General features: G+C 70.6%; 22 protein-coding genes. 9 read left to right on the top strand and 13 right to left on the bottom strand.

Annotation, left to right across the window (positions count from 1 at the left end; all coding sequences use genetic code 11):
- Positions 1–58: 58 nt before the first annotated feature.
- Positions 59–1,312: an SMI1/KNR4 family protein gene (locus ACQPZP_RS19975; protein WP_433479104.1), complete on the bottom strand. Its 1,254-nt coding sequence runs from the start codon at positions 1,310–1,312 to the stop codon at positions 59–61.
- Positions 1,313–1,323: 11 nt separating this feature from the next.
- A complete protein-coding gene (gene map, locus ACQPZP_RS19970; protein WP_433479103.1) occupies positions 1,324–2,130 on the bottom strand; it encodes a type I methionyl aminopeptidase in 807 nt (268 codons plus the stop codon).
- Between the two features lie 88 nt (positions 2,131–2,218).
- Between map and ACQPZP_RS19965 the strand changes: the two genes are divergently transcribed.
- Positions 2,219–2,491, top strand: coding sequence for a helix-turn-helix domain-containing protein (locus ACQPZP_RS19965; RefSeq protein ID WP_433479102.1), 273 nt, complete (start codon positions 2,219–2,221; stop codon positions 2,489–2,491).
- An 833-nt stretch (positions 2,492–3,324) separates the two neighbouring features.
- On the top strand, positions 3,325–4,158 hold the full coding sequence (locus ACQPZP_RS19960) for an MHYT domain-containing protein (RefSeq protein WP_433479101.1): 834 nt from the start codon (positions 3,325–3,327) through the stop codon (positions 4,156–4,158).
- 125 nt (positions 4,159–4,283) lie between these two features.
- On the opposite strand, the gene ACQPZP_RS19955 is transcribed toward ACQPZP_RS19960, so the two are convergent.
- The 5 genes from ACQPZP_RS19955 to ACQPZP_RS19935 form a co-directional block, all read right to left on the bottom strand.
- A complete protein-coding gene (locus ACQPZP_RS19955; protein ID WP_433479100.1) occupies positions 4,284–5,411 on the bottom strand; it encodes a glycoside hydrolase family 5 protein in 1,128 nt (375 codons plus the stop codon).
- Between the two features lie 258 nt (positions 5,412–5,669).
- Positions 5,670–6,080 (bottom strand): VOC family protein, encoded by a 411-nt coding sequence (locus ACQPZP_RS19950; RefSeq protein WP_433479099.1) that lies wholly within the window; start codon positions 6,078–6,080, stop codon positions 5,670–5,672.
- Between the two features lie 5 nt (positions 6,081–6,085).
- Positions 6,086–6,550, bottom strand: a complete 465-nt coding sequence (locus ACQPZP_RS19945; RefSeq protein ID WP_433479098.1) for a helix-turn-helix transcriptional regulator — start codon at positions 6,548–6,550, stop codon at positions 6,086–6,088.
- A gap of 76 nt (positions 6,551–6,626) precedes the next feature.
- Entirely contained in the window at positions 6,627–7,253 is a 627-nt protein-coding gene (locus ACQPZP_RS19940) for a glyoxalase (RefSeq protein ID WP_433479097.1), read from the bottom strand.
- Positions 7,254–7,387: 134 nt separating this feature from the next.
- Positions 7,388–8,005 carry a TetR/AcrR family transcriptional regulator gene (locus tag ACQPZP_RS19935; RefSeq protein WP_433479096.1) on the bottom strand — a complete coding sequence of 206 codons (618 nt, stop codon included), beginning with the start codon at positions 8,003–8,005 and terminating at the stop codon, positions 7,388–7,390.
- Positions 8,006–8,297: 292 nt separating this feature from the next.
- Here ACQPZP_RS19935 and ACQPZP_RS19930 point away from each other — a divergent pair, with 292 nt between their 5' ends.
- Positions 8,298–8,894, top strand: coding sequence for a 3'-5' exoribonuclease domain-containing protein (locus tag ACQPZP_RS19930; protein WP_433479095.1), 597 nt, complete (start codon positions 8,298–8,300; stop codon positions 8,892–8,894).
- A gap of 121 nt (positions 8,895–9,015) precedes the next feature.
- The gene (locus ACQPZP_RS19925; RefSeq protein WP_433479094.1) at positions 9,016–9,168 is read left to right on the top strand and encodes a hypothetical protein; all 153 of its coding nucleotides are present in this window, start codon (positions 9,016–9,018) and stop codon (positions 9,166–9,168) included.
- Between the two features lie 63 nt (positions 9,169–9,231).
- On the opposite strand, the gene ACQPZP_RS19920 is transcribed toward ACQPZP_RS19925, so the two are convergent.
- A complete protein-coding gene (locus tag ACQPZP_RS19920; protein WP_433479093.1) occupies positions 9,232–10,380 on the bottom strand; it encodes a substrate-binding domain-containing protein in 1,149 nt (382 codons plus the stop codon).
- 377 nt (positions 10,381–10,757) lie between these two features.
- Here ACQPZP_RS19920 and ACQPZP_RS19915 point away from each other — a divergent pair, with 377 nt between their 5' ends.
- The 4 genes from ACQPZP_RS19915 to ACQPZP_RS19900 are packed head-to-tail and all read left to right on the top strand — an operon-like array spanning position 10,758 to position 14,735.
- The gene (locus tag ACQPZP_RS19915) at positions 10,758–13,217 is read left to right on the top strand and encodes an ATP-binding protein (RefSeq protein ID WP_433479092.1); all 2,460 of its coding nucleotides are present in this window, start codon (positions 10,758–10,760) and stop codon (positions 13,215–13,217) included.
- Complete coding sequence (locus ACQPZP_RS19910) at positions 13,204–13,674, top strand: roadblock/LC7 domain-containing protein (protein WP_433479091.1); 471 nt, start codon at positions 13,204–13,206, stop codon at positions 13,672–13,674. Before ACQPZP_RS19915 ends, ACQPZP_RS19910 begins: the two co-directional genes overlap by 14 nt.
- Positions 13,675–13,720: 46 nt before the next feature.
- Positions 13,721–14,146 (top strand): DUF742 domain-containing protein, encoded by a 426-nt coding sequence (locus ACQPZP_RS19905; RefSeq protein WP_433469305.1) that lies wholly within the window; start codon positions 13,721–13,723, stop codon positions 14,144–14,146.
- Positions 14,121–14,735 (top strand): GTP-binding protein, encoded by a 615-nt coding sequence (locus tag ACQPZP_RS19900; RefSeq protein WP_433479090.1) that lies wholly within the window; start codon positions 14,121–14,123, stop codon positions 14,733–14,735. Before ACQPZP_RS19905 ends, ACQPZP_RS19900 begins: the two co-directional genes overlap by 26 nt.
- 25 nt (positions 14,736–14,760) lie before the next feature.
- Here the strand turns inward: ACQPZP_RS19900 and ACQPZP_RS19895 are convergent, their stop codons facing one another.
- Both ACQPZP_RS19895 and panD read right to left on the bottom strand, forming a co-directional pair.
- Positions 14,761–16,335: a (2,3-dihydroxybenzoyl)adenylate synthase gene (locus ACQPZP_RS19895; protein ID WP_433479089.1), complete on the bottom strand. Its 1,575-nt coding sequence runs from the start codon at positions 16,333–16,335 to the stop codon at positions 14,761–14,763.
- Between the two features lie 8 nt (positions 16,336–16,343).
- Positions 16,344–16,745 (bottom strand): aspartate 1-decarboxylase, encoded by a 402-nt coding sequence (gene panD, locus ACQPZP_RS19890; protein WP_433479642.1) that lies wholly within the window; start codon positions 16,743–16,745, stop codon positions 16,344–16,346.
- A gap of 78 nt (positions 16,746–16,823) precedes the next feature.
- Here panD and entS point away from each other — a divergent pair, with 78 nt between their 5' ends.
- Positions 16,824–18,071 carry an enterobactin transporter EntS gene (gene entS / locus ACQPZP_RS19885; protein WP_433479088.1) on the top strand — a complete coding sequence of 416 codons (1,248 nt, stop codon included), beginning with the start codon at positions 16,824–16,826 and terminating at the stop codon, positions 18,069–18,071.
- 4 nt (positions 18,072–18,075) lie between these two features.
- On the opposite strand, the gene ACQPZP_RS19880 is transcribed toward entS, so the two are convergent.
- Genes ACQPZP_RS19880 through ACQPZP_RS19870 form a run of 3 tightly spaced genes read right to left on the bottom strand, consistent with a single transcriptional unit; the run spans position 18,076 to position 23,460 of the window.
- A complete protein-coding gene (locus ACQPZP_RS19880; RefSeq protein WP_433479087.1) occupies positions 18,076–21,435 on the bottom strand; it encodes an amino acid adenylation domain-containing protein in 3,360 nt (1,119 codons plus the stop codon).
- Between the two features lie 52 nt (positions 21,436–21,487).
- Positions 21,488–22,504: a FecCD family ABC transporter permease gene (locus tag ACQPZP_RS19875; protein ID WP_433479086.1), complete on the bottom strand. Its 1,017-nt coding sequence runs from the start codon at positions 22,502–22,504 to the stop codon at positions 21,488–21,490.
- Positions 22,501–23,460: a FecCD family ABC transporter permease gene (locus ACQPZP_RS19870; protein ID WP_433479085.1), complete on the bottom strand. Its 960-nt coding sequence runs from the start codon at positions 23,458–23,460 to the stop codon at positions 22,501–22,503. Before ACQPZP_RS19870 ends, ACQPZP_RS19875 begins: the two co-directional genes overlap by 4 nt.
- Positions 23,461–23,513 lie beyond the last annotated feature (53 nt).

Raw genomic sequence — 23,513 nt, 5'->3', positions numbered from 1 at the left:
GCTGTGAACCCGGCGGCCGCGTCCAGTGAGCTGGGTGAACCCCTCACCCGGCACCGTTTCAAGGTGTTGGTGAAGGAGGCTCGTCAAAGGCGGTGAGCCAGGGGGTTCCGCCGTTGCGTTCGGGGCGGTGTGGGTGGATGCCGACGACGGCCAGCGACGGCAAGTCTCCGAGTTCGGACAGCTTCCGCCATTGATCCTGGGTCACCTCCAGGAATCGCAATCCGTCCAGCTCAGTTACCGTGGCGATGTCGGTGACGGGTGCCGTCGAGATGTCCAGCGCCCACAGGTTGGGCGCCGAACGCAGTGGAGCCAATTCGACGGGCCGTGCGCAGGTGACCGACAGCGAACGCAACTCCCGGTTTCGGGCCGGCGCCGTCAGGTCGACCGACTCCGCATCGAGTTCCAGAAACTCCACCGGGCAATCAGCGAGCGGGGTCAGGTCGGGTGAACCTTTGCTCGACAGCGCCAGCGAGCACACGTCGGGCATCTCGGCGAGGAACGCGCAATTCTCCACGCCGGACACCCGGACCTCCTGCACACCCGGACCCGACTGCCTGGCCCACGCGTAGGAGGGCGGATCGTCGCTGTACAGGACCTGCCGGTCGGTCCGATCCGGCAGGTCCGCGTCGATCCACAGGCTCTCATCGTGACGGCTGTAGTCGCCGCGCTCCAGCGCTTCCACCAGACGGCGGAGGAACGTTGTCACCGAGTCGGCGACGTACGCCGGCCCCTCTGTGTAGTCGACTCCGACGGCGATGACTTGCCCAGGGCGACCGTTCGGCGCGGGATCCATGTCCACGGCGAGCCAGTTGCCGCCGGTGTCGTCCGCGAACCGGATCCAACTCGGGCGCAGCGGCGACCTCCGGACGGTGTTCGGAGGCTGGGCATCGAACACCGTCCGACGCCAGGGTTCGTACCGCCATTCCCGCGCGATTTCGAGCCACTCGTCGTCCTGGCCACCGATCTCGGCAAGGGGAAGCCAATCTTGCCGGTCGAACAGCGGGTTGATGAGGTCGCCATCACCATCGGCGATGCCGTAGAGGGCGCGGAGGTCAGGGGGCGGTGATACGCCGAGATCCTCCTCGACCGCGACAAGGTCCTCCTCCAGCGCGGGATCGGGGAGTTCCTCCTCGTACCCGAGAATCTGCGCCATCAGCCGCCGGTAGTGGTGGAAGAGCCGCACCGCCTCATCCGGGTCACCAGCGGGAATTGCAGACTCAGGCCCTTCCTGCTCGTCACCCCGATCGGACATGACGAACTCTTCATCGATCACATAAAGGATCGGCGGCTTCCGCCGGGAGGATATCGCCACGCCACCGGAACCTACCGGACTGACGAATCCGCCCTCGTTGCAGGGCGTTCCGATTCGCGCCGGGTGAGCACCAGGGGGCCGTCCTCGGTGATGGCCACCGTGTGCTCGGAGTGGGCCGTGCGCGAGCCGTCGGCCGACCGGATGGTCCAGCCGTCAGGGTCGTAGACGATCCGGTCGGTCGTACGGGCGAGCCAGGGTTCGAGCGCGAGGGTCAGGCCCGGCCGGAGCGTGAGGCCGCGCCCCGCCTTGCCCTTGTTCGACACGTGCGGCCCCTCGTGCATGGTGCGGCCGAGGCCGTGGCCGCCGAACTCGTCGTTGACCGGATAGCCGTAGTCGCGGGCCACCGCCCAGATCGCCGCCGAGATGTCGCCCAGGCGGTTGCCCGGGCGTGCCATCTCGATCGCCGCCTCCAGCGCTTCCTCGGTTGCGCGAATGATTCGCAGGTCTTCCTCGGCGGCGGTCCCGACGACGACCGTGCACGCCGAGTCCGCCACCCAGCCGTCGATGCCGACCGCGAGGTCCGCGCTGAGGACGTCCCCGTCACGCAGCACGTAGTCGTGGGGCAAGCCGTGGAGGACGGCGTCGTTGACCGACAGGCAGATGACATTGCGGAACGGACCGTTGCCGAAGGACGGCGCGTAGTCCCAGTAGCACGACTCCGCTCCACGTCGCTTGATCATGGCGCGCGCGTGGTGTTCCAGGTCCAGGAGGTTCACGCCCACGTCGGCGAGTCCGCGGACCTCGGAGAGCACCTCGGCGACGAAACGCCCGGCCACGTGCATGCGCTCGATCTCCGCGGGCGTCTTCAGTTCGATCACAAGTACCTCACGTACGGGGAGTGTCGGTATTTCTATACCAACACTCTAGTGCTTGACGGTATAGAAATACCAGCCCTACCCTGTGGACATGGTCCGCCAACCGCTCACGCCCGAGCAGATCGAATCCGGCAGGCGTCTTGGTGCCCTGCTGCGCCACGCGCGGGCAGGACGCGATCTCGCGGAAGTCGCGCACGCGGCCGGCATCTCGCCGGAAACCCTGCGCAAGATCGAGACCGGGCGCCTGCCCTCCCCCGGGTTCGGCACGATCGTCTGCCTCGGCCAGGCGCTCAACGTTCCGGTGCAGGAGCTGGCGGCCACCTGGCGCGGCAGCGGCGACCCGCCTCTGGAAGCCGTCTCGTAGCGGCCGATCCGCCAGTTCACGCAGAACACGGCCCGGCCCGTAGCGGGAGATGAGAAAGCCGTCTTCCGGATGGACGGCGGCCTCCCACGGAGGACGACCGGCACCGTCAACGACCAGGCCCTGGCCGTCCTGGCGGTCCACTTCCCGCCAGGCGAAGTCCAGGCCGCCCACCTCGGCGGCCTCCCGAGCCAAGCGTTCCTCTCACACAGCGCTTGCACGAACGGTACGAGGCGACGACCGCCGCCAGGCTGGCCTGCTCGGCCCCCAAGAGCACGATTCGGCAACACATCTCTTCGCCTGTCGTCGCCCTGATTTGTGGCTCGACTGGCGGCCAGCCATGGCGGGACGGCCCTTGATGCGACCTGTCATCTAGGCGATGACCAGCATCAATGCGGAGTCGCGGATCACGCCGGTGATCGCCGATGGCCATGAAGCCGGCTCTTGGGTGTTGACGAGACTCCGACCGCCGCCACCACACCTCCCGGGGCGGCACGGCAGCGCGCGTGCGGCGGTGGGGCCGTATGGGCGGTTTCGCCTTCCTGCAAAGGGCTTCCGGCCATCTGCGAGCCTCGCGATTCCGGCCGCCTCGCCGTGAAATGAAACGTCCGTAACTACACACCGTGCATGACGGATGCACAGAGATGATCTTGCAATCGCCGCGGATGGTGTGTTGACTTGGGCACCCTCTCCGGCCGGAGCGTCAGCGCAACTTCAATGAGGCGAACCACGACCCCTGACAGTTACTCAACGTAGTCGATTATGGTCCATCCGACCGGCTGCGTTCACAGCACCGCTCTTCTCAAGAAGAGGGTTTGGAGCACGCCTTGGGCCACATGGAAACTGGAATGGGGCACTGGACGTATGCCCCTCTGCTCGCCTATCTGGTGTCTTGTCTCGGCTGCGGACTCGGCCTGGTGTGCACCAGCCGGGCATGGGTGGGTACCCGCGCCGTCCGCAACCTGTGGCTGGCCTGGTCAGCGGTGTCGATCGGCGGCACCGGAATCTGGGCCATGCACTTCACCGCGATGGTGGGCACCACCGTCGAGGGTTCGGATGTCACCTGGAACATCCCCCTGACCGCTCTGAGCCTCCTGATGGCAGTCGGCATAGTCGCGGTCGGCATGTTCGTGGTCAGCTACAGCCGGGCGAAGCTGCCGGCGCTGCTGCTGGCCGGCCTGCTCACCGGCATCGGCGTCGCCGCCATGCACTACACCGGCATGGCGGCGATGCAGGTCCAGGGATCGATTCACTACGACATGCGCATCGTCGCACTGTCCGTGGTCATCGCCGTCGTGGCCGCTACCGCCGCTCTGTGGGTGACCCGCGATGTCCGGAGCAAACTGGCGATGGTCGGCGCGATCCCGATCATGGCATTGGCCGTCAGCGGTATGCACTACACCGGCATGGCGGCCGCCAGCTTCACGATGGACCACAGCGCACCGACCCCGGCGGGCGCGGGCGTGCTCTCCCTGACCTGGCCACTGATCATCTGGATCGGCGGATGCCCCGTCATCACCCTGATGCTCATCGCCCTGGTGCCGACCGGGAAGGAGGCCCTCGAAGACAGGTACCACCAGGAGATCTTCGACCGGCTCTCACGCCAACGTCAGGCCACCCAGCGCCCGCACCACCGCCCCGATCCCCCGCACGGCATCGACCGCGCTTGATCTTGAGCACCCCGAACTGGTCTCGCGCGGACCGGGCATCCGGGCTCGACCACGCCACAACGGCCCGGCCTCCACCCCGCGATGGGGTGGAGGCCGGTTCTTCTTTCGGTGCCGTCCGTCCAGGGTCAGAGGAGGAGGTTCACCCAGGCGTTCCAGGCGTCGTTCTCATCGACCATGCTGAAAGTGCCGTCGTCGTAGTATTCCCACCAGGCGTAGCCGAGCCCCTTGGACTTGTAGAGGGCCACCTTGTCCCTGATGTAACCGTCGTGGCCGGCCGCGCCGGAACCGATGCCGAACTCACCGATCCAAAGCGGCATGCCGGCCTTGCTCGCCGTGTCCAACTGGACCTGGAGGTGGGCGGCGAGGTTGGCCTTGTCCGCGGGGTCGTAGCCGGTCGTGCCGTCCGACGGGTTGGGGCTGATGGCCACGTCGTCGTCGCCGTAGCCGACACCGTCGTTGCCCGCGTAGTAGTCGTGCACCGACCAGATCAGGTTGCTGCGATCGGTCGGGGTGAGCGCCGCGAGATCCGCGTCCGGTACCCGTGCGTCGCCGTAGGTCGGCTCGACCATGATGGGCGTGGCGGAGTCCTTGGTACGGATCGCGTTGATGATCTTGGTGTAGTCGGCCAGGACGCTTCTGTGGTCCACGGGCCAGCGGTACGGCTCGTTGACCGGGTCGTAGGCGGCGACCGTGTCGGCGAACTCGGTGTTGGCGCCGTAGCGGGTGGCGAGCTGCTGCAGGTAACCGAGCCCGTTGGCGGCCACCGCGCCCATGCCGTCCGCGGTCCGCGCCCATTCGGGCACGCGGGACTGTCCCTCGGGCTGCCCGTACAGGTGGACGCCGTCGAACACGACGTACAGGCCGGCGGCCTTGGCGCGGCGCAGCGCGGTGGTCAGTGTGGTGAACGCGTTCTCGTTCCACACGCCCTTGCTCGGCTCGAAGTCGTCCCAGAACAACACGAACCGCACGGAGGTGAACCCCTTGGCACTGATCGCCGTGTACGTCCCCTCGCCCCAGGTGTCGGTGCCGTCCGGGTCCCAGACGGGCTGCAGGTTGGGCCCCTTCAGCTGCTCGGGCCCTTGGCTGCCGACGAACGCCTGCTGGGGCGTGGCGCGCAGCTTGCCGGCGGGCGCGGCTGCCGGGGTGGCCGAACGTTCGGCGGGAGCCTGGCGGGACACGGCGTATGCCGTCCCGGCCCCCAGGGTCCCGATCGTGAGGGTCGTCGCGGCGAGAAGGCGAACCAGGCGGCGCATGGAAGCATCCCTTCGATGATCTTCTAGAGAAAGATCATCGAGCCGGGATCCCGTGCGCAGGTGCACCCGAAGATCGTTACCCGACCGTTGCCGCCGAGAGCCCCCGCCTCATCGCGATCTAGAACTGGCCGCGGGGTGGCGTCCTTGTGTCCCGCAGTGCCGTCACGGCCTTCTCGTAAGCGGCACGGGCGGACGGATCGGCGGCCAGGGCGCGGGCGAAGTCCGCGGGCTCCACGACGACACGCTGCTCCTGCGGGCTCAGCCCACTTCCTGGATGCGGACCAGATTCCCCGCGGGGTCACGGAATGCGCAGTCGCGGATGCCGTACGGCTGGTCGGTCGGCTCCTGAACGACCTCGGCTCCGCCGGCCACCACCTTCTCGAATGTGCCGTTGAGATCGGTGGTGGCCAGCAGGATCCAGCCGTAGGTTCCCTTGGCCATCATCTCGGTGATGACACGGCGCTCCTCGTCGGTGATCCCCGGGTCGGCGAACGGCGGCGCCAGAAGGATGCACGTGCTGGGCTGGCCGGATGGGCCGACGGTGATCCAGCGCATCTTGCCCTGCCCGACGTCACTGCGGACCTCGAAGCCGAGGACGTCGCGGTAGAAGGCCAGGGACTCCTCCGGGTCGTCGTGCGGAAGGAAGCTGGTGTGAATGGTGATGTCCATGCTGGTCAGGCTAGCTGCGGCTCCGCGACGCGCGCTTCTCGATTCCTGACCGGTCTGGTCACTTGTTTGGCCACGCACGCCGGCATCTCCACCGCCTGCCGAGCCGTGCAGGCCCGGTAGGCACTCGGCGACATGCCGACCAGCTCGGTGAAACGCGTGCTGAACGTGCCCAGCGACGAGCACCCGACCGCGAAACAGACATCGGTGACGCTGAGGTCGCCACGGCGAAGCAGCGCCATCGCCCGCTCGATGCGCCGCGTCATCAGATACGCGTACGGGGATTCGCCGTAGGCGAGCCGGAACTGGCGGCTGAGGTGCCCGGCCGACATGTTCGCGCCGCGGGCGAGCGCCTCGACGTCCAACGGCTGCGCGTACTCCCGGTCCATCCGGTCCCGGACGCGCCGCAGCCGCGTCAGGTCGCTCCGGCGCTGCGCCTCGGCGCGTGCACGGCCCCACGAGGGGTGACACATGCGAGAACTCCTCTTCATCGATGTTCGGCTGAGGCAGGTGCGCGCTCGGCCCTGGCGGGGTGCCGAGCCGCAGGGCTCAGAGCGATGCGGTCGCCGCCGCGTTCTCCCACGCGAACCCGTCCGGGTCGGTGAGGGGCCCGGCATCGCTGCCGATCACGAGCCGGTGCGATCCGGTTCCGTCGGGAGAGACTCCGGCGTCCTTGGCAAGGGCCCGGCGCCCGTAGAGCGCCATCTTGACCGGACCGTCCGCGGAGGCGAACTCCACGTACTTGCGGCCGAAGCTCTTCGCCACCGTCAGGCCGTTGTCGACGTAGAACCGCTTGCTCGCGGCGACGTCCGCGACTCCCAGGAGGAGCACCATCTCGTCGATCTGCCGGGTGTCCGGGCCGGTGTCCTTCTTCGCCGACGTCGCGACCTTCCAGATCGTCCCATCTGGCGCTTGGACGACCCCGCCGTAGCCCCAGAACGACTTCGCGACCGGCTTCAGCGGCGACGCGCCGGCATCGAGGGCGGTCTCGATGAGACTCTTGACGGTAGAGGGCTGGGACACCGTGAGCGACATCGTGAACCCGCGGAAGCCCGTGGTCGGTGCCTCCGCGGCCCGCAGCCGCACCTGAGCGCCCAGGCCGAAAGCAGTGGCGTAGAACTGGCCGGCGGCCGTGAGGTCTGCCACCTCGAGGGTGACGAATTCGATGGAAGTCATGCCGATGAGGCTAGGAGCGCCCACACGACCAGCGCTTCTCGATTCCTGACCAGTCTGGCCACCCGCCCGCCACACGACGGCGTCTTCGGGTGCCTGCCGACCCGATCACCACACAACTAACGGAACTCAGTAGGTCATGGGTAGTTCTTCGGGGAGACCATGCGGAGGATGAGGGAGTGCAGGTTGGTGCGGAATTCTTCGAGTGCCTCCGGGGCAATGGCGGCCCCCTCTCGATTGGGCCAATTCGGTGGGTGGTCACTGTGCAGCATGCCACCGGTGATGAAACCCGCGACTGCCCAAATGACCGTCCAAGTGATGAAGTCGGTATCGACATCGTCCGGCACCATGTATCCGACCGCATCGGCGACCATGGTGATAATCGGCCCCCGGTATCGGACGTCCAACTCGGCAGTGGCCGAAGCGTCGCCCATCCAGCGGTGCATCCACAACAACGAGGCGTGAGGGTTGCGGACATGGAAGTCCAGGTAGGCGTCCGCCAACTCTGTCAGCCCTTGCAGGGTGTGGGGAATCGAGGCCAGGGCGGCCCCCACGACTTCCATTTCGGCCTGATGGACGCGCAGCATCACAGCCTTGTACAGCTCGGTCTTGCCACCCGTCAGTGCAGTGAGCGTTGCGGCATCGACACCGGCTGCTTCGGCGATCAACTCGGCGGGGGTTCCATCGAAGCCGAGCTCGGCGAACAGCCTGGTAGCGACGTCGACGATCCGTTGAACCTCCGGGTTGTCCTCCACTCACCCAACGTAACCGATCGTTGTGCCACCGGACCGGGACCGAGACGCTGAGCCCGCACAAGTTACTGGTGACCGCTTCTTTGCGAACCAACCCATGGGGATCACTCCCCGCTCTGTTGAGGCTCTTGGCTCTCCGCTAACCCGCGGTTTCGGGCCAACGACAGAGGTAACACCGGACAAGCGGTACCGAGAGCGCCTCGAACATGTGGAAGGCTGTCATCGACTCGGCGGGGCGACTGGCCCGCAGACGAGGTCGGCGGACTGCCGAAAGATGTCAGCGCAGGGAGCAACGGTGCCCAGACGTGAGGTCTACATCTCAGCCGATATCGAGGCCGATGGGCCGATCCCCGGCCCGTACTCGATGCTCAGCTTTGGAATGGCCGTGTGCGGCATCTTCGACGGGGCCGTGTTCACGCCTGCAGACCCGGCCGAGCGGACGTTCTACGCCGAACTGAAACCGATCAGCGATGACCACGTCCCCGAGGCACTGGCGGTCAGCGGCCTCGACCGCGAGAAGCTCGCCGCCGACGGCCGCGACCCCGCCGAAGCAATGAACGCGGTGAGCCTGTGGGTCGACGAGATCGCCAAGTCCGATAGCGCGGCACCGGTACTGGTGGCCTATCCCCTGGGCTTCGACTGGATGTGGCTGTACTGGTACTGGATGCGGTTCGCCGACTCCGGCTCCCCGTTCGGGCACTCCCGCCACCTGGACCTCAAGACCCTGTACGCGACCAAGGCGAACGTTCAGGTCGTCCGCTCGACCAAGCGGCAAATGCCGGCCGAACTCCTGCCCGACCGCCCGCACACCCACAACGCCCTGGACGACGCGATCGAGCAGGCAGAACTCTTCCAAAACCTGGTCCGATGGACCGGCCGCCCCGTCGGCTAGTGCCGGTCGCTTCAAGTCGTGAATCCCTCGCCCCGGAGGTGGACACCAGCGGGCGTCTACGGACGATCTGTCTCGTGAAGCGTGCGCGTTGGGCGCACGCCAAAGGAGAACTGGAGATCTCATGGGTGCCAACCAAGCTGGGGTCCAGGCGGCGTCCGCCGAGGCGAGGGACGCCGAAGAGACGGCCGGGGCCGAGCACGTCCAGGACCTGACGGTCTACGCCGACGAGAGCTCCGGCAGGGTCGAGGCCCGGGAGGCAGGACGGCGCGCGTAGCACCGGTCTGCGGAAGTAGCAACAACTGAACCCGGTGGTGCGGCACACACCGCACCACCGGGTTCACCTGTTCCAGATCTTGCGGTAGGTGGCGCGGTAGCCTTCGGCGTCCCAGGACAGGGCGCCGCCGCTGTTGGCGGCGGTCGTGATGTGGACGGGGGCGACGTAGCCGCTGGCGGGCTTGCCCGCGAAGGCGCGGTTGAACTCGTCGATGATCTGCCAGCCCTGCTCGGACAGCGGCTCGGGCACGGTGGCGGCCTGGAATCGCCTGCCGTTGATGCGCTGGAAGGCCGACGGGTCGCCGTCGCCGGCGCCGATGTTGAAGGGGGCGCCGGCGCCCTGCTTGCCCGCGGCGCGCAGGGCGGGGGCGGCGTCACCGAAGTACAGGTCGTTGATGGCCGCGGAGTAGGTCCACTTGTCGCCGAAGCGGGAGAGAAGCGAGGGGACCGCCTGGATGGTGCGGCTGTTGGATTCGGAGATGGGGATGCGCTCGTAGCTCAGCAGCTTCACGTCGGAGCAGGTGGCGAGCTCCGTTTTGATCAGGTCGGACTTCTTCTTCGCGAAGGGGATCGAGGCGTCGGTGAACAGGACGACGCCCGCGCGGCCGTTGGAGCGGGCGATGATCCAGTCGGCGCTGATCTTCGCGACGTCCTCGACCCTGGTGGTGATGTTGCTGAAGAGCTTCGGGTCCTTGCTGGGGCCGGGGCCGGGGACGGCGTGCCAGCCGATCAGCGGGATGCCGACGGCGCCGGCCCGCCGGACCTGCGGGGCGGTGGACCGGGGGTCGAAGCCGCCGAGGACGATGCCATCCGGTTCGAGGGCGATGGCCTTGTTGAAGGCGTCCTGGATGCCGGCGGGGGTGCCGCGGCCGTCGATGGTGCGAAGGTCCCAGCCGACCACCTTCGCGGCTTCCTGGGCGCCCTGGGCGACACCGGCGACGCCGGGGTTGGTCATGGTCTGGGCGACGTAGACGAGGGTCTTGCCGCGGACGGCTTTGGGCCCGGTGGTGGGACCGGTCCAAGGGGCGTTGACGTCTTCGGCCTTCTCAAGGGCCTGCCTGGCCTTGGCGAGGACGGTGGGGCAGCCCGGTTCGGAGGATCCCGTGGCGGGCGATGCGGTCGTGTCCGGACCGTTCTCGCAGCCGGCGACGGCGGTGACGGCCACGGCCAGGAGTGCGGCGGACGTCAGCGCCGCCCTGCGGGCAGGGTGCATTTCGGGCTCCTCGGAGGGGTGAGGCTGCCGCGGCCTGGGGGGAGTTGGGCGACGCCGACGATCCAAGCGAGGGCTCCGACAGATCGTCAAGGCGGTGGAGCATTCCAACCGCCGAAAACCGTGGCCGGTGGACAATCCACGAAGGATTCGTAATCAACTCTTGATGGGGCAGAACACCTGAACAGTTACATGAGGGACGGCGCAAACGGTAATCTGCGCAGCCTGCAACCTCGGTCCGGACACGTGGCGCACGATCCCGTTCGCCCGCATTCGGGTACGAGCTGCGACAGGGTCACCTTCCGCGCTCCGGTCGTCATCGGCGGTCCAGCAACAACGACGCCCGGTCGCCGCTCAAGAGCACAGCGAAGGAGGCCCGGGTGTCGGCGAGCACAGTGGAGCCGCGACTCGCGCTCCCCCCGTCCGGGCAGGAACATCCGACGCCGCGCCGGAGGGCGAGCGCGGTCCTCGACCGATGGCCGTTCCGGAGGAAGCTCAACGTCCTGGTGATCGTGCCCATCGTGATCGTCGGCGCACTGCTCGGCGTCGGCGTCTACGGGCAGGCGCAGCGGGCCCGGGACGCCGGGCGGATCGCGGAGCTGGTGCGCGACAGCGAGCAGGTCGCGGGACTGATCAATGACATCCAGGCCGAACACTGGCAGGCGCTCCTGCTGTCCGTGCAGTACGAGTCGACCCGTCCCGGAGCCGACCTGCCCTCGACCGCCTCCTACCGCCGGGCGCAGCAGGACACCGACGCCCAGGTCGCCAGGGTGCGTTCCGCGTTCGGGTCGAGCCTGCCGGACGAGGAGGCGCAGGCGCTCAAGTACATCGACGGCCTCGCCATCCTGCGCGAGAAGCTCGCGCGCGAGTACGTCCCCGCGGCCAACATCGACCCCGCGTACGCCTCCGCGGTCGACTACCTGATCGACGGGATCGGGCTCGGCCGCTTCTCCGGCACCTCGTCGTCCTCGGCCGTCGAGCTGCTCGACGCGGTCCTGCGCGCCGACGCCGCGCACGCGGCCTTCGAGAGCAGCGTGTTCTCCGCCCAGACCCGGGACGCCAACGCCATCACCGAGTTCACCCGCGCGGTCGGCGCCCACAGGCTCTACGACGACCAGTCGGCCCGGTTCGGGCGGATCGCCGCTCCGGACCAGGTCCTGCGCCTGGACGGCATCAGGCGCAGTGCCGAGCAGAACGGCATCGCGTCCCAGTTCGCGGAGCTCCAGATCGATCCGGGTTCCCTGCAGGGCCAGACGCCGCAGCAGCTGCGCAAGGTGATCGCCACCGGAACGCGGCAGGCCGAGGCCCGGCTGGGCATCACGCGGTCGCTGATCGGGCAGATCGCCGCGCAGGCCGACAGCGTCTCCGAGAACGCCCTGCGGAAGGCGTCGGCCCTGCTCGGCCTCGCCCTGCTCGGCTTCGCGGCTTGGCTGACCTTCTGCGTCCTGGTCCGGCGCTCGGTCGTGCGTCCCCTGGCGACCCTGACGGACACCGCCCAGCAGGTGGTCGACGTGGCGGGCGAGGAGCTCGCCCGGATCTCCGACGACGAGTCCGCCGGCAGCGCCCCGCTGCGGCCGCGGGAGATCCCCGTCCCGGTCCGCGACGAGATCGGGAGGCTGGCCGAGGCGTTCAACCAGGTGCAGGTCACCGCCGCCCGGCTGCTGGAGCGGCAGGTCCTGAGCCGCCGCAACGTGGCCGAGATGTTCGGCAACGTCGGGCGCAGGGTCAGCAACCTGACCTCGCGCCAGCTCATGCTGATCGACGCCGTCGAACGCGAGGAGACCGACCCCGACGTCCTCGAACGGCTCTACCGCATCGACCACATCGCCGTGCGCCTCCAGCGCAACGCCGACAGCCTGATGCTGCTCGCCGGGATCCGCGAGGACGGGGTCGAGGCCCGGCCGACCACCATAGCCAACGTGATCCGGGCGGCCCTCGGCCAGATCGAGGGATACCAGCGGGTGTCCCTGCGGTCCGAGACGGAGGGGACCATCGCGCCCGACATCATCGGCGACATGACGCTGATGATCGCCGAGCTGCTGGACAACGCGGTGACGTTCTCCCCGTCCCACGCACCCGTCGAGGTGGTCGTCCGGCCCGGCATCGAGGTCACCGCGGACGGCGGCGCTCTGGTCGAGGTCATCGACCACGGCCTCGGCATGAGCACGGAACGCCTCGCCGAGGAGAACGCCCGGCTGGTCCGCCGGGAGCGGCTCGACCTCGTTCCGACCAAGGTGCTCGGCCTCTTCGTGGTCGGCACCCTCGCCCGGCGGTGGGGCATTCGGGTCAATCTGAGCCGGACTCCGGGCGGCGGAGTCACCGGCACCGTCTGGATCCCCTCCACGCTGCTGCTGACGATGAACCCCGCGGACCCGGCGCCGCGCCCGGCCGTGAAGCCGGCCGGGCAGGTGCCCGTGCTCCCCGCGAGTGCCGAACGGAAGCCCGTCACACCCGCGCCCATGTCCGCGCCGCCCCGTGGCCCCGTCAGCGCCGAACGGCCGGGCCCACCGCTGGAGGACGGTCTCCCCCGCCGTATCAGGACCCGTCCGGGCGCCGTGCAGACCACCACCCCGGGCGAACCGTCCGGAGAAGAGTCCCCTCGGCCCCTGCGGCGGCGGGTGCGGGGCGCGACCCTCGCCGCCACCGGCCCGCCGGCCGACGGGGGGATCGCCGCCGTGCGGCAGCCCGCCGACGCCGACGCGGTCCGCTCGGAGCTCGAAGAGTTCGAGGCGGCCGTGCACCAGGCGGAGCGTGACAGCGCCCTCGCTCAGCCGGAACCGGCACCATCGCAACACCAGGAACCCAGGGAGGAGTCGGGCAGTGACCATGTCGACAGGTGAAGGCATGCCCGAGCGGGCGGAACCCACCGACCTGCGAGCCGCCGCGACCGACTTCACCTGGCTGCTCAACCAGTTCGCCACCGAGACCGCCGGAGTGGTCGACGCCATCGCGGTGTCATCCGACGGCCTGCTGATCGCGGTCTCCCAGCTGCGCGCCCAGGCCGATTCCGAGCGGCTCGCCGCGATCGTGTCCGGCATCACCAGCCTGGCCGCGGGCGCCTCCGGCAACTACGGCCTGGGCGGCCTCAACAAGGTCATCATCGACCTGGAGGGCGGCCATCTGCTGGCCTCGGCCATCGGCAACGGCGCCGTGCTCGGCGTGGTGGCCTCGAAGGAGGCGAAGCTGGGCAACATCGCCTACGAGATGACCCTCTTCGCCAACCGCGCCGGGGCCGCGCTCACCCCCCAGCTGGTGCTGGAGCTGAAGAACGGCGCCGGCGCGGCGCCGGCCGGCTGACCCGCCCCGCGGCCAGGGTCACGGATTCGGGCACGGAGGAGGGATCATGACGGCCGTCGGCGGACCGGAACCACCACCACACGAAGCGGCAGAGGACGGCCGGGTCTCACCGGAGCCGGCCGGCCGTGCCCCCGCGATCAGGCCGTTCCTGCTGACCACCGGGCGCGTGTCGGGAGGCGGCGCCGCGCCGTCGATTCCGCTGGAGACCCAGGTCGTGTCCACCACGACCGGGCTCTCCGTCCTCGGCTCGCTCACCTTCGAACACCACGACATCATCGACGCCTGCCGGTGGCCGCAGTCGGTGGCGGAACTCGCCGCCCGGCTGCGCCTGCACCTCAACGTGGTCCGCGTCCTGGCCGAGGACCTGTGCGCGGCCGGGTACCTGGAAATCCACGTGCCGAACGCCAGGGCAACCCATGACGTCTCCGTACTGCGAAGGATCATCGATGGTCTCCGTGCCGTCCCCGACTGACAGGGCACACTCCAGCGCGGCGGCCGAACGGCCGCCGCTCCCGGTCAAGCTGGTCATCGCCGGCGGCTTCGGGGTCGGCAAGACCACGGCCGTGGGCTCGATCTCCGAGATACGGCCGCTCACCACGGAGGCCTCGATCACCGAGGTCGCGGCGGGCGTGGACGATCTGAGCCACACCCCGGGCAAGACCACCACCACGGTCGCCATGGACTTCGGCTGCATCACGATCGACCCGACGCTGAAGCTGTACCTGTTCGGCACGCCGGGCCAGGAGCGGTTCGGGTTCATGTGGAACGACCTGGTCGAGGGCGCCCTCGGCGGCCTGGTGATCGTGGACACCCGCCGCCTGGACGACTGCTACGCGGCGGTGGACTACTTCGAGCACAAGGACATCCCGTTCGTGGTCGCGATCAACGCGTTCGACGGCAAGGTCCAGCACAGCCTGGACGAGGTGCGGTGGGCGCTGGACATCACCGAGCACGTGCCGCTGATCGTCTTCGACGCGCGGCGGACGGGCTCGGTCCGGGACGCCCTGCTGGCCGTCCTCGAACTCGCCCTCTCCCGCGCCGAGGCGACCCCGGCGACCTGACTCCCGCACCGGCCGGCCATGGACGTCAGCGAAGGCGGGCGGCCAGGGCTTTCTTGCTTATTTTCCCTACTGGGGTGCGGGGGAATTCGGTGGTCGTTTCCAGGCGGTCGGGGTACTTGTAGGCGGCGACGCCGCGGGTGCGGAGGAAGTCCTTGATCTCGCGGAGGCCGGGCGTCTTCTCGCCCGCCCGGATGATCAGGAAGGCGCAGGTCCGTTCGCCCATGACGGGGTCGGGGAGGCCGACCACGGCGGCGTCGTGGACGGCCGGGTGGGCCAGCAGGTGGTTTTCGAGCTCCTCGGCGGAGATCTTGTCGCCGCCCCGGTTGATCTGGTCCTTCTCGCGGCCTTCGACCACCAGGTGGCCGGACGGGAGCTGCCGGACCAGGTCGCCGGTGCGGTAGTAGCCGTCCGGGGTGAAGGACCGGGTGTTGTGTTCGGGGGCGCGGTAGTAGCCGCGGAGGGTGTACGGGCCGCGGGTCAGGAGTTCCCCCACTTCGCCCGCGGCGACCTTCTTGCCGTCCTCGTCGACGACGCGGATCTCGTCGGCCGGGGACAGGGGGCGCCCTTGCGTCCGTTCCACGAGGTCCCGCGGGTCGTCCAGGCGGGTGTAGTTGAGGAGGCCCTCCGCCATGCCGAAGACCTGCTGGACGGCGCAGCCGAGGACGCCCGGCACCTCGGCGGCGCGTTCGGCGGCGAACTTGGCGCCGCCCACCTGGAGGAGCCGGAGGGACGAGATGTCCTCGTCCGACCAGGTGACGGCGTCCAGCCAGAGGAGCGCGATCGGGGGGACGACCGCGCAGACCGTCACGCGCTCGCGTTCCATGAGGGGGAACGCCTCGTCCGGCGAGCCGGAGGGTGACAGGACCACCGTGCCGCCCGTGGCGAAGACGCCGAGGATGCCGGGGCAGGCGAGCGCGAAGTTGTGGGCGGCCGGGAGGACGACCAGGTAGACCGTGCCGCGGTCGAAGCCGCAGACCTCGGCGCTGGCCTCCAGGTTGTAGACGTAGTCGCGATGCGTCCGGGGGATCAGCTTCGGCAGCCCCGTGGTGCCTCCGGAGAGGAGGAGGACGCCCACATCCGACGGATCTGGGCCGGGCACGTCGACCGGGTCTGCGTCCACGGAGGCGAGGGTGGTGAACTCTTCGGCGTCGCCGTCCACGATCACGTGGTCGACGGGGAGGGTGCGCGCCATCGCCCGGTAGTCGAAGTCGCCGTCGCGGTCGGCGCAGATGTAGGCGCGGGCTTCGGACAGCTCGCACAGGTAGCGGATCTCGCTCCCGCGGTGCGCGGGAAGCGCCAGTACCGGCGCGGCGCCGATCCGGACGAGGGCGAGGAAGGCCACCACGAATCCCGTGGTGTTCGGGAGCTGGACGACGACCCGGTCGCCGCGGCGGAGGCCGAGGCGGACGAAGCCGGCGGCCGTGCGGGCGGCACGGTCGTCCAAGTCGGCGTAGGTGAGACGGTCGTCGCCGGCGACCAGGGCGACGTGGCCCGGGTCGCCGCGCAGGACGTCGCCCAGGAGCCGGTCGCTCCAGTAGCCCTCGGCCTGGTAGCGCGCTTCGAGGTCGGTGGGCCAGGGGGTGAAGCCCTCCATGCTCATCCGCCGGGTCACCGCCCGGCGAGCTGGGCCGGGGCGCCGGGAACCGGCTCGGCCGGGTCGGAGCCGAGCGCGACGATGCGGTTCGCGGTGTCCACGTGGACGACGTGGGGCTCGTGCCGCGACGGGTCGTCCACGGACGCGTACGTGATAATGATCACGAGGTCGCCGGGCTGGACCTGGCGGGCCGCCGCGCCGTTGATGCCGATGACGCCGCTGCCCGCCTCTCCGGTGATCGCGTAGGTGACGAGCCGGGACCCGTTCGTGATGTCGACGACGTGGACCTGTTCGCCCTCCACGATGTCGGCCGCCGCCATGAGGTCGGCGTCGATCGTCAGCGAGCCCACATAGTGCAGGTCCGCCTGGGTGACGGTCGCACGGTGGATCTTTCCGTTCATCAGCGTCCGCTGCACCGGTTCGCCCTCTTCTCTCAAGACCAACTAAGGCTAGGCTTACCTTAGCTACTCCCTCGGCAGAGGAGAACCCCGACCATGCTCCGGCGTCTGGTCATGGACATCGGCCCGCTGCGCGACAGCAGGCCGTTCCGCAACGTCTTCATCGCCCGCACCGTCTCGGTCGTCGGCATCGGGATGCTGGCCGTGGCCCTTCCGGTGCAGGTCTACGAGATGACCGGGTCGACCGTGCACGTGGGCGGGGTCTCCGCCGCGGAGGGGTTCGCGCTGCTCGCCGGGTTCCTCTGGGGCGGTGTGCTGGCCGATCGGCACGACCGGCGGCGGCTCATGCTGCGGGCGCGGGCGGCCGCCGGGGCCGGTTTCGCCCTGCTGGCGCTGAACGCCTTCCTGGCCGCACCGTCACTCGCCGTCCTGTACGCGCTCGCGGCATGGGACGGCCTCATGACCGGCGTCAGCATCACCGCCCTGCTGGCCGCCACGCCGTCGCTGGTCGCGCCGGACAAGCTCGTCGCGGCGGGAGCGCTCAACGCGCTGACCGTGCGGCTCGGGTCCATGGCCTCGCCCGCGCTCGGCGGCGTCGTCGTGTCCGCGTTCGGGGTCGGCTGGAACTACGCGGCCGCGGCCGCGGGAACCCTCGGCACGATCGGGCTGCTGACCGGCCTGCCGCCCCTCAAGCCCGCCTCAGGGGACGAGGCGCACCCGAACCCGCTGAAGGCCATCGGGGACGGCTTCCGCTTCGTCGTCTCGCATCGCGTCGTCGGCTCACTGATGCTCCTCGGCCTGCTGTTCATGGTCGCGGGCGGCATCCCCGTGCTGATGCCCGCGTTCGCGAGCCGGAGCCTGGACGGCGGCGCCACCACGGTCGGGCTGCTCTTCGCGGCGCCCGCGTGCGGCGCGGTGCTCGCGTCCGTGACCAGCGGCTGGGCCGGATCGTCCCGGGCGCCGGGTCTGGCGCTGCTCATCGCGTCCGTCACCGGTTTCGCCGCCCTCGCCTGCCTGGGCCTCGCCCGCCATCCCGCGCTCGCCGTGGCCGTCCTGTTCGTGTACGGGTTCGTGCAGTCGATCGAGGAGATCATGCGGTACGGGCTGATCCAGTCCCACACGCCCGACTCACATCTCGGCCGCGTCAACGCGCTCTGGGCGGCCCAGGAGACCGGCGGCGGGGCCGTCGGCTCGCTGGGCGCCGGAGCCCTCGGCCGTTTCCTCGCACCCGGTGCCGCCATCGTCGTCTACGGGACGGTCAGCGCCGTCCTCGCGCTCGCCCTGGCGCTCACCCTCACCGGGCTCCGGACGGCGACGCTGCGCCCGGAACCGGAGCCCGGCTGATCGGCTACCCGAGGCGGGCCGTGAGCTCGTCCTCGGTCATGGCCTCGACCTCCAGCCAGATGCCGGCGACGGCCGCCAGGCGTCCCGGCGTCTCCTCCAGCTCGGTGAAGCGGCGGCCGATCCGCGCGACGGTCCGCTCGGCGAACAGCACCCGGACCGGCAGCGTGGTCGTGTCGAGGGCCTCGCGCAGCCGCGCGATCACGGTGGTGGCGAGGACGGAGTCGCCGCCGAGGGCGAAGAAGTCGGCGTCCGCGCCGACGCGTTCCCTCCCCAGCACCTCGGCGACGATCCGGGCCAGCACCTTCTCCAGTGGCGTCTCCGGCTCGACGTAGGCCGTGGCCGCCTCACCGGCCTCGGCGGCCGCCAGCGCGGTCAGCGCCTTGCGGTCGACCTTGCCGTTCGCGGTGAGCGGCAGTTCGTCCACCCGGACGAGCAGTTCCGGAACCATGTGCGGCGGCACGAGGTCCCGGACGCGGGCGAGCGCCGCGTCCCGGTCCAGGCGGGCGGACGCCACGACGGCGGCGGCCAGCCGTCCGTTCGCGAGGAGGGCGACCGCCCGGTCCACACCGGGATGATCCTGGAGTGCGGCCTCGACTTCGCCCAGCTCGATCCGGAACCCGCGCACCTTCACCTGGTGGTCGCGGCGTCCGAGGAACTCCAGCGTCCCGTCCGGGCGATAACGGGCGAGGTCGCCCGTCCGATACCAGCGGACGCCCTCGTGCAGGACGAACCGGTCGGCGGTGCGCTCGGGGTCCCCGGCGTAGCCGTCCGCGACACCGGCGCCGCCGATCCACAGTTCGCCCGTCACCCAGTCGGGACGGTCGCGGCCCAGCTCGTCCACGACCCGGCACGCGACTCCGCGCAGCGGCACCCCGTATGGGACGGCGTGCCAGTCGGACGGCACCTCGCCCGCGACCTCCTGCACCGTGGAGTGGATCGCGGTCTCCGTGGTCCCGCCCAGCGCCACGAACCGGCAGCCGGGCGCACGCTCCTGCAGCAGCGCGGGCAGGTGGGTGCCCACCCAGTCGCCGCCGAGCAGCACCAGCCGCAGGCTTTCCGCCCGGCCGGCGTGCAGCAGCATCTCCAGCACCGACGGGACGCAGTTCAGGACGGTCACCGACCAGCGCCGCACCAGTTCGTTCCACCGCGCGGCGTCGCGGCGCTCGTCCTCACTTGGCAGAACGACCGCGCCTCCGGCGTGCCAGGCCGCGAACAGATCGAAGACCGACAGGTCGAAGTCGAGCGCCGACACCCCGAAGGTGACGTCGTCCTCCTCCATCCGGAACCGTTCGACCAGGTCGCGGATGGTGTTCATCGCCGCGCGGTGCGACACCTCGACGCCCTTGGGCTCACCTGTCGACCCGGACGTGAACAGCACGTACGCCACCTGGCCTGGGCGAACCGCGACCGGTTCCGCCAACGGCTCCCCCGCACCGGGCGGGCCGGCCAGGGACGCCGCGACGCCGGCGCTCGCGCGGATCTTCTCCCGCCGGGCCTCCGGCTGCTCCACTCCGATCGGGACGTAGGCGGCGCCCGCCGCCAGCACGCCCAGGACCGCGGCGGCCTGATCCGGGCCTTTGGGAAGCTCGATCGAGACGCGGTCGCCGGGCCGCACACCCTCGGCCACCAGGCCGGACGCGATCCGCAGGGCACGGTCGGCCAGCTCCCCGTACGTCAGGGTGCCGTCGTCGCCCCAGTGCAGGGCCGGGGCGTCCGGATGCCGCCGGGCGTGGTCGAAGAAGCCCTCGGTCAGGGTGCGCGGCGGCGGGGCCTCGCCGGCGTTCATCCGGTGCCGGACGCCCAGCTGCGACGGCGTCGCGCCGATGCCGAGCGGCACGCCCCAGTCGGCGCCGGGCGCACCGAGACGGGTGATCGCGGACGTGTAGGCGTCGAACATCGCCTCCGCGACGCCGTCCGGGAACGCGGGGCGGCGCACGTCCCAGTTCAGCAGCAGCCCGCCGGACACCTCGGTCACCTGCGCGTCGAGCAGGACCTGCGGCCCCTGCGAGATGATCCACTCCGGTTCGCCGAACGACTCTCGGACGCGGTCGCCGAACAGCTCTCCCAGGTTCAGCGCGCTCGTGTAGACGATCGGCGCCAGCACCTGCTCGCCCCGCAGCCTCGACAGGTCCCGCAACACCTCCAGCCCGGAGTAGTCGCTGTGCGCACCGGCCATGTGCAGGTTCGCCTGCAGAGCGCGGGCGCGGTCGACGAACGAAAGCCCCTCCGTCAGGTCGGTCTCAAGCATGATCGACCCGGTGAAGTCCCCGACCACCGAGTCCACGTCCGGGTGGACGGGCTCGCGGTGGAACAGCGGCAGGTTCAGCAGGAAGTGCGGCGTCGCCGACCAGGCCCCGATGACCTCGGCGAACACCGCCGCCAGGGCCATGGCCGGGGTCACGCCCTCGGCGTGGGCGCGGGCGATGAAGCGGTCCTTGCCGCCCGGCGACAGCCAATGGTGCTTGCGCTCGACACGGTTCCCCGGCTCCGGCACGACCGGCAGCTCGGGCGGGCCCGGGAGGTCGGCCAGCCGGCCGGCCCACCAGCGCCGGTCCTGTTCCCTGGCCTCGGCCCGCGGGTCGTCGGCGAGGTAGCGGGCGTATCCGTAACGGATCGGCGCGAGGGTCCCGCCCTCGTACAGGGCGGCGAGGTCGGCCAGCATCACCCGGTAGCTCATCGCGTCGGCGGCGACCATGTCGACGTCGAGGTGAAGGCGGGTCCTCCCGGCGGGCAGCAGGCTGAGCCGGGTGTCGAAGACGCGGCCGTCCTCGATCGGGAGCCGCTGCTCCGACATCTCGTCCCGGATCCTCTCCAGCTCGCCGTCCGGGTCGTCCGACGAGCACAGGTCGTGGACGGTCACGGCGGGCCCGGGACGTTCCGGCAGGATCCGCTGCGTCCCGTCGTCCGACACGGCGGCGCGGAGCATCGGGTGGCGCCGCACCAGCGCGCGCACGGCGTCCTCGAAGCGGGCCGGATCGATCGCCCGGCCGTCCAGCTCGACGTAGAGGTGCGCGGCGACCGAGCCGAGCGACTGTCCGGAGTCCCTGCCGATCCAGTAGGCGTGCTGCATCAGCGCCAGCGGGAACGGGCCGTCCGGTTCGGCGCCGTCCGGTCGGGCATCGGGTGCGGGCCCCGCCGAGGCTTCGACCTGGCCCTTCTCGGCGAGCAGCTCCCACCACTGCGCGAGGGTGGGGCGTTCGGCCAGCTCCGCGAAGCGGATCTCGATGCCGCGGCGGCGGAGCCCGCCGGTCAGCTGCATGAGCCGGATGGAGTCCATCCCGAGCTCGATGAGGTTGTCGTCCGCCTCCGCACGCTCACCCAGCACCTCGGCCAGCGCGGTGTGGAGCTCATCCCAGGTCAGCACGGAACTCCTCTCAAATTAGGTAAGGCTAACCTAATTAAGTCGCTCCGGATCGTCAACGCCGTCCCGTCGTGGACAGCAGCCACGCCAGGTAAACACCGCCCAGGACACCGGTGACGACACCGACCGGCACCGCGACCGGGAGGTGCAGCGAGAGCAGATCGCCGCCGGCCAGCAGCGCGGCGCCGGTCAGCGCTGCGGGCAGCAACTGCGCGCCCGGACGCCGGGTCAGCCGCCGCGCGAGCTGCGGGGCGGCCAGCGCGACGAACGGGACGGGCCCCGCCGCCGCGGTCGCCGCCGCGACGAGCCCGACCCCCGCGACCGTCAGCAGCGCCCGGGTCCGCTGGACGGGCACGCCGAGCGCCTGCGCGGCGTCGTCCCCCAGCTCCCCCATCCCGAGCGGACGGGCCAGGACCAGCGTCGCCGGGACGAGCACGGCCAGGGCGAGGGCGAGCGGCACGGCCTGGTCCCAGTCCCGCCCGTTCAGGCTGCCGGTCAGCCAGAACGCGGCCTCGTACGCCTCGCGCAGCTCCGCGCGGGTGATCAGATAGGAGTTGAGCGCCTCCAGCATCGCCGCGGCCGCGACGCCGATCAGCACGAGCCGGACGCCGTGCACACCGCCGCCCCGCCGGTAGGCGACCAGGTAGACGGCCAGCGCGGTCAGCACCGCGCCCGCCACCGAGCTGACCGTGATGGCGACCGCACCGCCTCCGAACACGAGGATCTGCAGCAGCGCGCCCGTCGCCGAGCCGGTGGTGAAGCCGATCAGGTCGGGGCTGCCGAGCGGGTTGCGGGAGATGCTCTGGAAGATCGCGCCGCTGAGCCCGAGCGCGAGGCCGGCGAGCAGCCCGGTGACCGCGCGCGGCAGCCGGAGCGTCGTGACGATGAACTCGGTGGCCCGGTCGCTCCGGCCGACGAGGACGCGCACCACGTCCGGCGGCGAGATCGGGAACTCCCCCGAGCCGACGACGAGGACGGCGGCGCAGGCCGCGACCGCCGCCAGCACCCCGCACACCGCCGCCGCCCGCGGTTCCCATCGCAGCGACACCCCGCCCGCACGGATGACTCTCACAGCTCGCGCGTCCTCCCCCGCCGGACCATCACCGCGAACAGCGGCGCCCCGAGGAACGCGGTGACGATGCCGGTCTCCAGCTCGCCGGGCGCGATGACGCGCCCGGCGATGTCCGCGCCGAGCAGCAACACCGGCGCGAGCAGCAGCGAGCAGGGCAGGACGATCCGCTGGTCCGGCCCCACCACCGCCCGGACGATGAAGGGCACGGCCAGCCCGAGGAACGTGATCGGCCCGGCCGCGGCCGTCGCGGCCCCGCACAGCAGGACCACCGCGAGCGCGCCGAGCGCCCGCGTCCGCCCGGGACTCGAGCCGAGGGCCCGGCCGGCGTCGTCGCCCAGGCCGAGCGCGTTCAGCGGACGGGCGAGCAGCAGCGCGAGGACCGTTCCCGCCGCGACGAACGGCAGGACGCGGAGGAGGACCGCCATGTCCCGCCCGCCGAGCGAGCCGACCTGCCAGAACCGGAAGCCGCTGAAGTTGTGCGGGGTGAACAGCATGACGCCGGCCGTCATCGCGCTGAAGGCGGCGTTGACCGCGGCCCCCGCGAGCACCAGCCGCGCCGGGGAGGCGCCGCCGCGCCCGCGCGCACCGATCAGGTAGACGAGCGCCGCCGCCCCCGCCGCGCCGGCGAACGCCGCCCAGACGTAGACCAGCACCTCGTCCACCCGGAACGTGCCGATGACGACAACGACCGCGAGCGCCGCGCCGCCGTTCACGCCGAGCAGTCCCGGCTCGGCGAGCGGGTTCCGGGTGAGGGCCTGCATCACGGACCCCGCCAGTCCGAGCGCCATTCCGACGGCGACGCCGAGGAGTGTGCGCGGCAGCCGCAGCTCATGGACGATCAGCTCGTCGCGCGACCCGCCGTCCGGGGAGAGCACACCGGGCAGCACGGCCCTGAACGGGACGTGCTCGGCGCCGATGGCGAGGCTCGCCACGATCGTCAGCAGGAGAAGGGCCACGAGAACGGCCGGCCACCGGACGCGGGCACCGCGCGATCGCCCTGGCCGCTCCG

This window comes from Spirillospora sp. CA-142024 (assembly GCF_050942325.1).
GTDB lineage: Bacteria > Actinomycetota > Actinomycetes > Streptosporangiales > Streptosporangiaceae > Spirillospora.
The sequence above is the reverse complement of the archived record's forward strand: the minus strand, read 5'-3'. Positions and strand labels throughout refer to the sequence as shown.